Genomic DNA, 14893 nt, shown 5'->3' on the forward strand with positions numbered 1-14893 from the left:
ACATGTCTATTAATCCTAACGTGAATAGGGTAAAAGAATGGATCTTAGCAGAAATAGAAAGCGGACAGTTGAAACCGAGTGACATGTTACCAAGTTTATTAACAATGGCACGTACTTGTGATGTCAAAACAGATGATGTTCAAGGTGCGATACATGAGCTCGTCACTGAACAAATTGTGACCGAAAACTTTGAAGAAGGCGCGCGCGTTAAAAAGACGCAGCCTTTCTTCTATCCGCTGGATGAATTGATGAGTGTTGGTCGAATGATTACGGATAAAGGCTACCGAGAAGGAACGGTTTTTATTAGTTTAGATGAAGAGCCTGCTTCTCGTGATGATCGACGTGTAATGAATTTGGAAGATGATGCAACGGTCACAGTTATCGAACGCATCCGAACTGCTGATGATCAACCGGTCGTGTATTGTTTGGACAAGGTTGCGGAGAATGTTTTGGAATATTTTGGCTCTCACGATCAACAAACTTCTATTTTTAAAGCGATTGAACAGGCAACGCAACAAACAATCGCATACGCTGAAACGGAAATTGAAGCAATCAGTTATGAACCGTATATCTCTGAAGCACTTGATGCGCATCCACAAGATGGTTTGATGCTTTTAAAACAAGTGCATTATACAGCGGCAGGTAAACCGATACTCTATTCATTGAATTACTTTAAAAGTAGCTTGGTGAAGTTTAAAACTGTGAGAAAACGACAATAATGTTATGACAGAAGGAGGCAGAATATGAGTTTATATGAAAGTATACCGATAAAAGTGTTACCGACAGACAAATTTAAAACAACAACGATAACATTTAAATTTATGGCACCACTAGATGTTGAGACGATGACAGCGAGATCGTTACTCAGCAAGATGCTCGTACGTGCGACGAAGAAATATCCAACAGATAAAGCATTTAATCAGCATCTATCTTATTTGTACGGCGCTTATTTGAATAGTCACGTATCAAAATTTAAAGATCATCATGTTATTACAATGAGTTTGGAAATTACTAACGAACGTTTTTTACAAGATTCACTGCCTTTGTTGGATGAAGGGATTCAACTCCTTAAAGAAGTTATTTTGAATCCACTTGTTAATGAAGGGGCTTTCGATGAGACGTTTTTACAGCAAGAAAAACGTCTTTTACAAAATAAATTAATTGCAATTGAAGATAATAAAACGCAATTATCTTATTTGCATTTACTGAAAAATATGTTTGGAGATCATCCGTATAGTTATCCAGCAGTTGGTCAACTAGAGCATATTGAAGAGATTACACCGGAAGTACTTTATGATACATATCGTCAAATGATTGAACAGGATAGTTGTGCTGTATATGTTGTAGGACATGTAGATGAAACAGCAACAAAGAATAAGCTTCAAGCAGCATTTGAGCTCAAGCCATTTACTTATGAACGGGATAACTCACTACAATCTGTGAATCCACAACAAACGATTAATGAAGTGATTGAAACGGCTGATATTGATCAAGCGAAGTTAAATATGGGGTTCCGTTTTCCGACACAATATGGTGAGTCAGATTATCCAGCTTTGGTTGTTTTTAATATGATGTTCGGTGGGGATCCATCGTCTGTCTTATTTAATGAAGTGCGTGAAAAGAAAAGTTTAGCGTATTCTATTCATTCACAAATTGATGGTAAGAATGGTTTTCTTTTCGTGTTAAGTGGTGTCTCTAGTGACGCCTTCCAAGATGCGAAAAATACGATTATTGAAGCATTTGAACAATTCAAACAAGGTGATTTTACTGAAGAGAAGATGGCACTTGCGAAGAAAATCATTTTATCACATCGGAAAGAATTAAAAGATCGTCCTAAACAGATGATCGAACTCACACATAACAAAATATTAGTAGACAAGCCAGAACCTGAAGCATCTTTTGTTGAGCGTATTCAAGCAGTGACGAAAGAAGATATTCAACAGCTATGTCAGAAAGCACAACTCGATACGATTTATATTATGACAAAGGCGGTGGATCAAGGTGAATAAAACGTATTATGAACAGATTGATGAGACAGTTTACCAAGCGCAGTTGGATAATGGTCTTACGTTATTTGTCATTCCAAAAAGAGGATTCCAAAAAACATTTGTCACTTATACGACAAACTTTGGTTCATTAGATTCACGATTTAAGCCACATCAGTCAGATGAATTTGTGACAGTGCCCGATGGTGTCGCACACTTTTTAGAACATAAATTATTTGAAAAAGAAGATGGCGATTTGTTTACAGACTTCGCAGAATATGATGCACAAGTCAATGCATTTACAAGTTTTGACCGCACAAGTTATTTATTCAGTGCGACGAATTATATAGATGAAAATATTATTCGTCTATTAAAAATGGTAGAATCACCTTATTTTACAGAAGAAACAGTCGAAAAAGAAAAAGGAATCATCGCTGAAGAAATCAAAATGTATCAAGAGCAACCAGGATATCGTCTCATGTTTAACACGTTGCGTGGGATGTATCATGACCATCCTGTAAAAGTCGATATTGCAGGTAGTGTTGAAAGTATCTATGATATTACAAAAGATGATTTATATTTATGCTATGAAACTTTTTACCATCCATCGAATATGGTGTTGTTCGTCGTAGGAGACGTTGACCCTGAACATATTTATCAACTTGTGAAAACACATGAAGATGCACGACATATTGAAGCACAACCTGAGATTGTACGCGATCCATTACATGAGACGCATGATGTACTTGAACGAGAAATGCGAGAAACGTTACAAGTACAATCACCAAGACTGATGTTAGGGTTTAAAAACAAACAATTAGACGTGTCACAAAGACGACGTGTACAAGAAGATATTGAGATGTCATTTTTCTTTGAATTAGTATTTGGTGAAGAAACAGTATTTTATCAAACATTATTGAATGAACATTTGATTGATGCGACGTTTAGTTATCAAACTGTTATTGAACCAACGTATAGTTTTTCACTTGTTACATCTACAACCGAAGAACCAGACAAGTTAAAAGCAAAATTATTAGCTGAGTTACATGATAAATTTGGATGTGTTGACGATCAAACCGCTTTCGAATTGTTAAAACGTCAATTTATCGGTGAGTATATCTCAAGTCTGAATTCGCCAGAACACATAGCCAATCAAGCAACGAAATACTATTTTGACGGTGTCGCATTGTTTGAACTGTTAGATATCATTGATGAGATTACATTGGATTCAATGAATGAAACAGTGCGAGAACGTCTTGATATAGAGAACGTTGTGGACAGTCGTTTGGAGATTAAACCGTCATGAAGGCACTCGTTGTAGGTGGCTCCGGTACGATTGGTACAGCGATTGTACAAGATCTATTATCACAAGGTTATGAAGTCATTCTTACGTATTATTCGGCTTCCTATGCACATTTGCAAGAACAATATGAAGGGCAACCCGTTCAACTCGTTCAACTTGATGTGTCTCAAATGATTGATTTTGAACAATTGGCATTTATTCACAACTTAGATGCACTCGTTTACGTGAGTGGCCGTAGTCTATTTGGTATGTTACAAGATATGTCGGACGAACAAATAGACGAAACCTATCGCATGCATGTCTTTAACTTTATTAAGCTCTGCCAGCACTTTGTGAGTCAACTGATGACGCAGCCACATGGACGTATTATCGTCGTGTCATCGATATGGGGTGAGGCAGGAGCAAGCTTTGAAACAATCTACTCAGCGATGAAAGCGGCGCAGATTGGTTTTGTAAAGGCATTGAGTCAAGAGTTAGCACTGACATCTGTTACAGTCAATGCGATTGCGCCGGGTGTTGTGTCAGGAGATATGACCAATCAGCTTGATGATGAGACACGCACAGCGTTGTTAGAAGAATTGCCACAGAATCGTTTCGTTACAGCAGAAGAAGTAGCACATGCGGTTAATTATTTGTTATCTCCACGTGCACAAAGTGTGACAGGAACGGTTCAACGTATTAATGGTGGCTGGTACACATAATTGCTATAATATGAGAAAAGAGATGATTGCTTAAAGGGGTGAGCAGGGATGTCGATGACTGAAAAAAAAGAATGGTACTTGGAATATGATATCAATAAGAACCGTGCGGGTTTGCTTGGGGATGTTTCAAGTTTGCTCGGTATGATGGGAATTAACATCGGTTCGATCAATGGGATTCAGACGTCAACACGTGCATTCATTATCAAGTCGGATAGTGAAGAAAAAGTGAAGCGTTTTGAAACTTTGTTAAAAGAAATCGATGATATTTCTTTAAATGTGTTGCGACCACCTGAATTGAAAGATAGATTAGCGGTTCGACACGGACGTTATTTAAAACAAGATGAACAGGATAAAAAGATATTTCGCTTTGAACGAGATGATCTTGGTTTACTTGTAGACTTTATGGCAGAATTGTTCAAAGAAGAAGGACACAAGTTGATTGGTATTCGTGGAATGCCACGTGTTGGTAAAACTGAGTCAATTGTAGCAGGAAGTGTATCTGCACATAAGCGCTGGTTGTTCATCAGTTCAACATTGATCAAACAAACCGTGCGCAGTTCATTGATCAAAGGGGAATATGATAAAGATCATGTTTATATTATCGATGGTGCAGTTACAGCAAGAGAGCAAAACCCTAAGCATCAAGAGTTAGTGAGAGAAGTGATGACATTGCCATCCGTCAAAGTGGTTGAACATCCAGACTTGTTCGTTGAAGCGAGTGACTATCAAATGGATGATTTTGACTATATCATCGAGTTACGTGCAGAAGAAAATCAAAAAATTGCATATGAAGAAATGAAGAAAAAAACAGTGAAAAGTAAAAACAATCTAGACTTTGGCGATCCATTCGGTGGATTCGGAGATGGTTTCGGTGGTTTTTAAGTAGGAGGTTGAATGATTGAAATTGATTGGTGAGGTGTTACAGAGTAAGAGAGAGCGTTTAGGGATGACTTTATCTGAGTTAGAAACACGCACACACATCCAACGTGAAACATTGATTGCAATAGAAAAAAATCAATTTGATGCTTTACAACAACCTGCATATGTAGCTGGATTTATTCGCAAGTACGCACAAGCGGTAAATATCGACAGTGTTCAACTCCTTGAGAGACATCAAGATGAACTGCCTGAAACAAACCGATTTGCAACGAAAGCACTGCGACAACTTTCTACTTCTACTCATCTTGGTACAGTTCCAAACCGGGATCGAGAAACAAAGCAAGTTGCGATGATTATTGCAAGTTTTATGGCAGTATCTGCAGTTTTTTGGGCTGTTTTAGCACTTGTGTTATAATGTAGCGATATAAATAGATTATTGAAAAGAGGATGAATCATGAACATACCGAATCAGATCACATTATTTCGAGTGATATTAATTCCTCTCTTTATGTTGTTTGCGCTTGTTGATTTTGGCATGGGACAGATGACATTTTTAGGTGGACAAGAGGTACGAATTGAATTTTTAATCAGTGGATTGATTTTTATTGTGGCATCAATCAGTGACTTTGTAGATGGATACTTAGCACGTAAATGGCAACTTGTGACGAATATGGGTAAATTTTTAGATCCACTTGCTGACAAATTGCTCGTTTCTGCTGCACTTATTGTTCTCGTTGAGCTTGGATTAACAAATTCAGTCGTTGCGATTATTATTATTGCACGTGAATTTGCAGTAACAGGCTTACGTTTACTTCAAATTGAACAAGGTTTTGTGAGTGCAGCAGGACAATTAGGTAAGATTAAAACAGCAGTAACAATGGTTGCACTTGTTTTCATTTTATTAGGCGAACCATTGAGTCAATGGATTGGTTTCTCACTTGGTCAAGTGCTATTGTATATCGGTGTATTTTTCACAATTTTATCTGGTGTAGAATATTTCTATAAAGGCCGAGATGTTTTTTTACAAGATAAACAATAATTGCGTCTTAAAAACGATATACCGTGTTTGGGAGTGGGACAGAAATCTTTATCACTATAAAAGATTTCGTCGTCCCACCCCGGCAAGGGTGAATAGAAGTGAAAAAGTTTTTAAAAACGTAGTTTCACTTCAGACACCTACTGCCAATATACTGATTTCTATATTCAAAAGGAACGGGGTGAGCACTATGTCTCAGCCCGTTTTTCATTTGGGAAATAACAAGTGTTATATGCAAGCAGATATGAGTCGTACAATCCCAGTGTAAGGTATAATAAACAAGCCAAGTTATTGGGAACTGATTGTCAGACTCTCAGAGCACAACTTTATCATAGAGAGGGATTTGTATTTGAACAAGGAGGAAATGGGAATGAAGGTTTGTATTATTGGTGTTGGATCTGAGCTGTTACTCGGTCAGATTGCAAACACGAACGCACAGTATATATCACGTGTATTAAACGAAGCGGGTCATCACGTATTAGAACATATCGTAGTAGGGGATAATCCAGATCGGTTAAGACGTGTTACAGAACGTGCAATTGCACAATATGATGCAGTGATTTACACTGGTGGTCTCGGACCGACAAAAGATGACTTAACGAAACAAACTGTGGCAGAAGTAATGAATAAACAATTAGTCATGGATAAAGAAGCCTTGGCATTTATCGAATCTTATTTTGCTTCACAAGATAAAGTAATGACACCGAACAATAAACAACAAGCACTCGTCATTGAAGGATCAGATGTGTTGGTGAATCGTGTTGGTATGGCACCAGGCATGTATATTGTTTATGACAATACACATATTGTTATGTTACCCGGACCACCAAGTGAGATGAAGCCGATGGTAGACAATGAAATGATGCCATTCTTCACCCAATCGGATCAAACAATATTCTCAGAAGTGCTCCGTTTTTGTGGAATTGGTGAATCACAAGCTGAAACAGAACTATTGGACTTAATCGATGCACAAACAAATCCTACCATTGCGCCTTTAGCTGGGAAACATGAAGTGACGATTCGCTTAACAGCAAGCGGTGAAAATAAAGAAATTTGTCAACAGCTTATTGCACCTATTAAAACAGAAATTCTGTCTAGAATTGGCGCATATTATTATGGTTCAGATGATATTAAACCCGAAGAAGCAGTAATGAACGCGCAACATGAAACAGTAGCCGTGTACGATGCAGTGACAGATGGTTATTTGAATGTACGATTAAAACAAGCGGATCAGCAGAATTGTATACAAGGTTATATGTTACATCATCCGACGTATATAGATATGAATGCATCTAATGAAGACAAGGTACGCACAAGCGCACTGTTCGTCCAATCGTTATTTGACACGACACAAGCGGTGAGTCTATTTTCAGAAGACGAAACAGTCTATATAGGATTTTTAGATGGGCAGTCGTTTGAAATGAAAAGTTTTAAAATGGCTACATATCGTAACTTGATACGTGATCGCAGTCAAAATTATGTACTGATTGAATGGTTGCGATGGTTAGAGAAACAGAAGTAAGTAAAAAAATAGAAAGTACGTTTGTTCGTATAGGTGTTATAAAACTGTAAAAAAGCGAACAAATATTCGCTAAACCACTTGTAATTTTATGTTGAAGCTTGTATAGTATATATAAATCGAAAAAGCACAAACAATCTACTAAAAAGATAAAACACATATGAAGATAACGCATGCGTATAAATCAACTCATTCTAGGAGGTACAATCATTGGATAATGAACGTCAGAAAGCATTAGATACAGTAATCAAAAATATGGAGAAATCATTCGGTAAAGGTGCGGTAATGAAGCTTGGTGATAACAAAGACCGCAATGTTTCAACAATCTCAACAGGATCTGTGACATTAGATAACGCATTAGGGGTAGGTGGTTACCCGAAAGGACGTATTATCGAAGTATACGGACCTGAGAGTTCTGGTAAAACAACTGTTGCACTACATGCGATTGCAGAAGTGCAAAAAAATGGTGGTGTAGCTGCATTTATTGATGCTGAACATGCGCTAGACCCAGTGTATGCAGAAGCACTAGGCGTAGATATTAATAATCTATATCTTTCTCAACCGGATCATGGGGAGCAAGGCCTAGAGATTGCTGAAGCATTTGTTCGCAGTGGTGCTGTGGATATCGTGGTCGTTGACTCCGTTGCAGCATTAACACCAAAGGCAGAGATTGAAGGGGAAATGGGTGACACGCATGTTGGTTTACAAGCACGTTTGATGTCACAAGCATTGCGCAAACTTTCAGCTGCGATTTCAAAGTCAAAAACGACTGCTATCTTTATCAACCAAATTCGTGAAAAAGTTGGCGTTATGTTCGGCAACCCTGAAACAACACCGGGCGGTCGTGCATTAAAGTTTTATAGCTCTGTTCGTTTAGAAGTAAGACGTGCTGAGCAGTTGAAACAAGGTCAAGATATTGTTGGTAACCGAACAAAGATAAAAGTTGTAAAAAACAAAGTAGCACCACCGTTCAAAGTGGCAGAAGTTGATATTATGTACGGTCAAGGTATCTCTCGACAAGGTGAATTAATCGACTTAGGTGTCGCACATGATATCGTTGATAAGTCAGGTGCATGGTATTCTTACAATGGTGAACGCATGGGTCAAGGTAAAGAAAATGTTAAACTTTTCTTGAAAGAGAACCCACAATTAGAAGCAGAAATCAATCAAAAATTGCGTGAAAAACTTGGCATTGCTGGTGATGTTGATGCTGAAGCTGAAGCTGAAGAACATTCAGAAGATGCAGATACATTGTTTGATGCATAATATGATATAGAACTAAAAGATGGAGTGGCTTTGGCTACTCCATCTTTTACTGTCTTAATTAAACAAAATATCGGGCCTTACTCATTTTTAATGAAAATTGAATAATTGATAATATCACCTATCTAATAACTGAATAATTGCATAGGTTATACGGACTCAAGTCTTGATTTTTCCGATTTTAAAACGTACAATTATGTATGTATGATTTTTAGTGATATTCATATAATCATATAGAAGTGTTTATATACAGAATCAAATCCTAGAAAAAGGAGGTGTTTGTGTGAATTTATTAACCCTCTTACTCATTTTGCTGGGTATTATTCTAGGAGTTGTTGCGGGGTATTTTATCGCTCAAAATTTAATATATCAGAAGCAGATACAAGCGAAAAATACTGCTGAAGATATTGTTCAACAGGGGAAAAAAGACGCTGAAAATCTCAAAAAAGAGAAGTTGCTTGAAGCGAAAGAAGAGAATCAAAAAATTCGTGAGCAAGTTGAAAGCGAACTTAGAGAACGTCGTGGTGAACTTCAACGACAAGAATCCCGACTTCTTCAAAAAGAGGAAAACTTGGAGCGAAAATCTGATTTACTCGATAAGAAGGATGAGATTTTAGAGCAAAAAGAATCTAAACTTGAAGAAAGACAACAACAAGTAGATGCAAAAGAGAGTAGTGTTCAATCAATAATAATGAAACACGAACAAGAATTAGAACGCATCTCCGGTCTCACACAAGAAGAAGCACGTAATGAGCAATTACAACGTGTTGAAAATGAATTGTCACAAGATATTGCAGTGCTTGTTAAAGAAAAAGAACGTGAAGCAAAAGAAAAAGTGAACCAAACTGCGAAAGAATTGCTAGCGACAACGGTGCAAAGATTTGCAGCTGAACACACATCAGAGTCAACAGTTTCCGTTGTCAACTTGCCAAATGATGAGATGAAAGGACGTATCATTGGACGTGAAGGACGTAATATTCGCACACTTGAGACGTTAACAGGTATCGATTTAATCATCGATGATACACCTGAAGCAGTTATCTTATCAGGTTTCGATCCGATACGTCGTGAAATTGCTAAAACAGCATTGATTAACTTAGTATCAGATGGTCGCATTCATCCAGGACGTATTGAAGACATGGTTGATAAAGCACGTCGTGAAGTCGATGAAATTATTCGTGAAGCGGGTGAACAAGCGACTTTCGAACTGAATGTACATAATATGCATCCAGATCTTGTTAAAATATTAGGTCGCATGCACTATCGTACAAGTTATGGTCAAAACGTCTTGAAACATTCCATTGAGGTTGCACACCTTTCAGGTATGTTAGCAGCAGAGTTGAATGAAGATGTGACAATTGCAAAACGTGCAGGGCTTTTACATGATATTGGTAAAGCTATTGATCATGAAGTCGAAGGTAGTCATGTTGAAATTGGTGTAGAACTTGCGAAGAAATATGGCGAATCTTCAACCGTTATTAATGCGATTCATTCACATCATGGTGATGTAGAGCCAACTTCGATTATTTCAATACTAGTAGCGGCAGCTGATGCATTGTCAGCCGCACGTCCAGGTGCTAGAAAAGAGACATTAGAAAACTATATCAAGCGATTAGAACGTTTAGAAGCAATTTCAGAGAATTACGATGGCGTTGAGAAGGCATTTGCTATTCAAGCTGGTCGTGAAATACGCGTAATCGTATCTCCAGAAGAAATTGATGATTTACAATCACATCGCTTAGCAAGAGATATTAAAGACCAAATTGAGGGAGAACTTCAATATCCAGGTCATATCAAAGTGACAGTTGTTCGTGAGACGAGAGCGGTCGAATATGCAAAATAAAGAAGCAACCCTACATAGCGTAGGGTTGTTTTATTTTGGGCTTTAATGCGTTTGGCCTAATGCGATCGAATCGTCATGAGAATTAGTTGATATGGCAGCAATTGCTACTGTTAATCCTTTTACAATTGTATCTAATGACATAGAAGGTGTATCCGGCTTATTTATTACTTGTTCAGGGATAAATGGGACGTGTATAAAACCGAACTGGATATTTGGATAGGATGTGGCGTGTAAATAACCAAGCTGATACAACAGATGATTACATACAAAAGTACCAGCAGAGTTTGACAGTGAAGCAGGAATACCTGCGTCTTTCATCGCCTGTGTGAGACGCTTGACTGGCATATTTGAAAAATAAGCAGGTGCACCATTCTCTTGAATCACTTGATCGATAGGTTGATTCCCTTGATTATCAGGAATTCTAGCATCATCCACATTAATGCCAATACGTTCAGGTGATATTTCATATCTACCACCAGCTTGTCCGATTGCTAAAATGGCATCATATGTTTCAAGTTTCAGTTGCTGTTTTATTACGGTGAGACATTCATGAAAAACAGTTGGGATACCCATTTTAGTAATGGTATGTTCACCGACAATGTCTGGTAACCGTTGAACGGCTTCTAAAGCGGGATTGATCTTTTCATGATTGAACGGATCGAAAGCTGTGACAAGAATTTTCATCTAATAGACTATCTCCTTCTGAATAGTGTTATGAATGTATTCTACCAAATAAACTTAAAATCAACATTCAAGCGAATACTTGAATAAAAAATTACAATTCGATATATTATATTCAAGTAAGTATTTGAATAAAGGTGGAATGTCAAATGGCTGAGAATAAAATGGGATGCGATGCATTTATCATAGATGAGCTACATGTCCAAGAAGCGAAGAATACGTTATCGAAAACGAACATCGAGAGTGTAAGTCTTATGTTTAAAAGTATTGCTGATATCAACCGTGCAAAGATAACGTATCTTTTGTGTGTACATGATGAGTTATGCGTCTGTGATTTAGCTGAAGTATTAAATTTAACAGTGGCGAATACGTCACATCATTTACGTTTATTGTATAAAAATGGTGTTGTGACTTATCGTAAGGAAGGCAAACGGGCGTTTTATCGTATATATGATGAACATATTCGACAAATTATGATGATTTCAATCGCACATAAGGAAGAAGTGATGACTGATGACAACGAATGACAAAACATATCGTGTAGAGGGAATGACATGTGCCAATTGTGCGGCGAAGTTTGAGCGGAATGTGGCAGCACTCCCTTCCGTAACATCTGCGACAGTGAATTTTGGTGCGTCAAAAATTTATGTACAAGGGACGCCGACGATTGAAGAACTTGAAAATGCTGGTGCATTTGAAAATATTGCGGTTTATGATGATCAGTCGCACCAAAAAACACAACAGTATGAAACACCTAAAAATCTGACTTTATTTGAAAAGGTGAAACAATTTTTCATAAATAATCAGACATTATGGTTTTCAACAATACTCATATTATTCGGTTACTTGTCACAATGGCTACATCCTGCAGATACATTAATGAGCCCTTTATTATTCGTGACAGCGGTTGTGATCAGTGGCTGGTCGCTCATAAAAGAAGGTCTTCGTAACCTCTTGCATTTCGATTTTGATATGCGAACTCTGATGACAATAGCAGCAATTGGTGGAGTGCTAATCGGTGAATGGGGAGAAGTGGCAGTTGTTGTTATTTTATTTGCATTAAGTGAATCTTTAGAACGCTTTTCAATGGATAAAGCAAGAGAATCAATGGCGTCATTAATGAAAATGGCACCTGACACTGCTACAATCTTACGTCAAGAACAACTCATCGACATACCTGTGGAAGATGTGAATGTTGGCGATCTTTTATTCGTAAAAGCAGGACAAAAGATTGCGTTGGATGGTATTGTACGTTCAGGTCAAGCGACAATCAATCAAGCAGCGATTACTGGAGAATCCATCCCTGTTGAAAAAACGACAGGTGATGAAGTGTTTGCGGGGACTTTAAATCAAGATGGACACTTAGAAATAGAAGTGACAAAAGCTTCTGACGAGACGACTATTGCTAAGGTCATTGCTTTAGTAGAAGAGGCGCAGATTAATAAAGCGCCTGCGCAAGCGTTTATCGAGCGTTTTGCACGTTATTATACCCCATTGATTATGTTGATTGCGTTAGGCGTTGCTATTATACCGCCACTTGTGACGGGGATGAACTGGTATGATTGGATCTATCAAGGGCTTTCTGTACTCGTTGTTGGTTGCCCGTGTGCGTTGATTATTTCAACCCCTGTTTCCATCGTGTCTGGAATTAGTACAGCAGCTAAAAATGGTGTGCTTATCAAAGGGGGCATCCATTTAGAAACGTTGAGCAAGATTAAAACAATGGCATTCGATAAAACGGGGACGTTGACGCAAGGTTCGCCGAATGTCGTCAATGTTGTCCCGCTAACAGAGCGTTCTGACTTTGAGTCAGTGATGGCACGTGTTGCGGCATTGGAACAAACGACGCAACATCCACTTGCACGTGCAATTGTTGCATATGTAGAAGATGCTGGTATCACAATGAACCAAACTGTTGAGCAAGTTCAAACACTCACTGGTCAAGGCATCCATGGTATATTCAGACAACATAAGATGACGATTGGACAGCCTCAATTGTTTGAATCCGAACTGACACAAGATGTTCATAAACAAATAGAAATGCAACAACAGCTAGGAAGAACTGTTGTGTTAGTAAAGCAAGATGATACATTATGCTTGTTGATAGCATTGCAAGATCAAGTTCGTCCACAATCCAAAAAGGTGATTGCGCAATTATCAAAACTTGGTATCACAAAACGTGTCATGTTAACAGGAGATCACGCGTTTACAGCGAAAACTATCGGTGATGAAGTTGGGATTACAGATATATATGCCAACTTAATGCCAGAAGATAAGCTGAAGTATATTGAACAATTAGCCGAAGTACAACCTGTTGGAATGGTTGGAGATGGTGTCAATGATGCGCCTGCACTGGCATATGCAAATGTTGGTATTGCAATGGGCGGTGCGAGTGCAGATACAGCACTTGAGACGGCAGATATTGCACTGTTGAGTGATGATATGTCGAAATTACCTTATGCGGTGCGTTTAAGTCGTCTCACGATGCGCACGATTAAGTGGAATGTTGGTATTGCACTTGGATTGAAGTTCTTAGCGTTATTGTTAGTTATTCCTGGTTGGCTAACATTATGGATTGCAATTATGTCTGATATGGGTGCAACACTTCTCGTTACATTGAATGCGATGCGACTTTTATATGTGAAAGATGTAACATCGCATTGACATCGGATAGTGGGACGTTAAAATAGATAAGTGAGTATTTTAATCAAGGTTATTGTCACATTGATTTTCAAAGTATTGCTTTGTAGATGAATCAGTATGATGATTCTTTGTATTAATGAAGAGAGGACGTATCGAATGAGAATTTTGTTTATAGGAGATATCGTTGGCAAAATTGGCCGACAAGCAATCAGTGATTATTTATCACAATTGAAGCAACATTATCGTCCCACTGTTACGATTGTCAACGCAGAAAATGCGGCGCACGGAAAAGGTATTACTGAAAAAATATACAAAGAACTTTTACGTGAAGGTGTCGATTTTATGACGATGGGAAACCATACATATGGTCAACGTCAAATATACGAATTTATTGAAGATGCAACACGCATGGTGAGACCTGCGAACTTTCCAGATGAAGCGCCAGGTATCGGTATGCGTACAATAAAATTGAATGATAAAAAGCTGGCAATCATCAACTTACAAGGGCGTGCATTTATGCAAGACATTGATGATCCATTCAAAAAAGCAGATCAACTTATTGCGGAAGCACGTCAAGAAACAGATTATATTTTCGTCGACTTTCACGCTGAAACAACATCGGAGAAAAATGCGATGGGCTGGTATTTAGATGGACGTGTAGGTGCAGTTGTAGGTACGCATACACATATTCAAACATCAGATGAGCGTATATTACCGAAAGGCACAGCGTATATTACAGATGTCGGTATGACAGGTTATTATGATGGTATTTTAGGTATTAATCGTGATGAAGTGATTGAGCGTTTTATTACGAGCTTGCCACAACGCCATGTCGTACCTGATGAAGGTCGCAGTGTGTTATCCGGTGTCTTTATTGAACTGAACTCAGATGGGTCAGCAAAACATATTGAACGTGTGCTTATCAATGACGATCATCCGATGAAGTATTAAACGATGATGGATGTATCGTCCATTAGTATGAATTTTGATAAAACCCACTATTTTTCTGCACATATAGTGGGTTCTTTTGATATGATAAA

Annotated in this window: 14 protein-coding genes; 13 read left to right on the forward strand and 1 reads right to left on the reverse strand. The window is 38.1% G+C overall.

The window, feature by feature from the left end; all coding sequences use genetic code 11:
- The first annotated feature begins 2 nt into the window (after window positions 1-2).
- The 10 genes from C7J88_RS01265 to rny all read left to right on the forward strand — a co-directional run bounded on the left by C7J88_RS01265 (window position 3) and on the right by rny (window position 10529).
- Window positions 3-719 carry a GntR family transcriptional regulator gene (locus C7J88_RS01265; protein ID WP_095116422.1) on the forward strand — a complete coding sequence of 239 codons (717 nt, stop codon included), beginning with the start codon at window positions 3-5 and terminating at the stop codon, window positions 717-719.
- Between the two features lie 24 nt (window positions 720-743).
- Window positions 744-2009, forward strand: a complete 1266-nt coding sequence (gene yfmF, locus C7J88_RS01270) for an EF-P 5-aminopentanol modification-associated protein YfmF (RefSeq protein ID WP_095116424.1) — start codon at window positions 744-746, stop codon at window positions 2007-2009.
- A complete protein-coding gene (gene yfmH / locus C7J88_RS01275) occupies window positions 2002-3291 on the forward strand; it encodes an EF-P 5-aminopentanol modification-associated protein YfmH (RefSeq protein WP_095116426.1) in 1290 nt (429 codons plus the stop codon). The genes yfmF and yfmH overlap by 8 nt, the downstream gene beginning before the upstream one ends.
- The gene (ymfI, locus tag C7J88_RS01280) at window positions 3288-3989 is read left to right on the forward strand and encodes an elongation factor P 5-aminopentanone reductase (RefSeq protein WP_095116428.1); all 702 of its coding nucleotides are present in this window, start codon (window positions 3288-3290) and stop codon (window positions 3987-3989) included. The genes yfmH and ymfI overlap by 4 nt, the downstream gene beginning before the upstream one ends.
- Before the next feature lie 48 nt (window positions 3990-4037).
- Window positions 4038-4871, forward strand: a complete 834-nt coding sequence (locus tag C7J88_RS01285; protein ID WP_095116430.1) for a YmfK family protein — start codon at window positions 4038-4040, stop codon at window positions 4869-4871.
- 16 nt (window positions 4872-4887) lie between these two features.
- Window positions 4888-5283: a helix-turn-helix domain-containing protein gene (locus tag C7J88_RS10680; protein ID WP_095116432.1), complete on the forward strand. Its 396-nt coding sequence runs from the start codon at window positions 4888-4890 to the stop codon at window positions 5281-5283.
- A 39-nt stretch (window positions 5284-5322) separates the two neighbouring features.
- Window positions 5323-5907 carry a CDP-diacylglycerol--glycerol-3-phosphate 3-phosphatidyltransferase gene (gene pgsA / locus C7J88_RS01295; RefSeq protein ID WP_095116434.1) on the forward strand — a complete coding sequence of 195 codons (585 nt, stop codon included), beginning with the start codon at window positions 5323-5325 and terminating at the stop codon, window positions 5905-5907.
- A gap of 367 nt (window positions 5908-6274) precedes the next feature.
- On the forward strand, window positions 6275-7426 hold the full coding sequence (locus C7J88_RS01300; protein WP_095116436.1) for a CinA family nicotinamide mononucleotide deamidase-related protein: 1152 nt from the start codon (window positions 6275-6277) through the stop codon (window positions 7424-7426).
- 207 nt (window positions 7427-7633) lie between these two features.
- Entirely contained in the window at window positions 7634-8689 is a 1056-nt protein-coding gene (gene recA, locus C7J88_RS01305) for a recombinase RecA (protein ID WP_095116438.1), read from the forward strand.
- Between the two features lie 280 nt (window positions 8690-8969).
- Window positions 8970-10529 carry a ribonuclease Y gene (gene rny / locus C7J88_RS01310; protein ID WP_095116440.1) on the forward strand — a complete coding sequence of 520 codons (1560 nt, stop codon included), beginning with the start codon at window positions 8970-8972 and terminating at the stop codon, window positions 10527-10529.
- A 42-nt stretch (window positions 10530-10571) separates the two neighbouring features.
- Here rny and pcp read toward each other — a convergent pair whose 3' ends face one another.
- Window positions 10572-11213: a pyroglutamyl-peptidase I gene (gene pcp / locus C7J88_RS01315; RefSeq protein WP_095116442.1), complete on the reverse strand. Its 642-nt coding sequence runs from the start codon at window positions 11211-11213 to the stop codon at window positions 10572-10574.
- Between the two features lie 146 nt (window positions 11214-11359).
- On the opposite strand from pcp, the gene C7J88_RS01320 reads away from it, so the two are divergent.
- From C7J88_RS01320 to C7J88_RS01330, 3 genes are all read left to right on the forward strand, one after another.
- The gene (locus tag C7J88_RS01320; RefSeq protein WP_095116444.1) at window positions 11360-11737 is read left to right on the forward strand and encodes an ArsR/SmtB family transcription factor; all 378 of its coding nucleotides are present in this window, start codon (window positions 11360-11362) and stop codon (window positions 11735-11737) included.
- A complete protein-coding gene (locus C7J88_RS01325; RefSeq protein WP_095116446.1) occupies window positions 11724-13874 on the forward strand; it encodes a heavy metal translocating P-type ATPase in 2151 nt (716 codons plus the stop codon). The genes C7J88_RS01320 and C7J88_RS01325 overlap by 14 nt, the downstream gene beginning before the upstream one ends.
- A gap of 135 nt (window positions 13875-14009) precedes the next feature.
- Complete coding sequence (locus C7J88_RS01330; protein WP_095116448.1) at window positions 14010-14804, forward strand: TIGR00282 family metallophosphoesterase; 795 nt, start codon at window positions 14010-14012, stop codon at window positions 14802-14804.
- The last annotated feature ends 89 nt before the right edge of the window (window positions 14805-14893 follow it).

It is taken from the genome of Staphylococcus muscae, assembly GCF_003019275.1.
Lineage (GTDB): Bacteria > Bacillota > Bacilli > Staphylococcales > Staphylococcaceae > Staphylococcus > Staphylococcus muscae.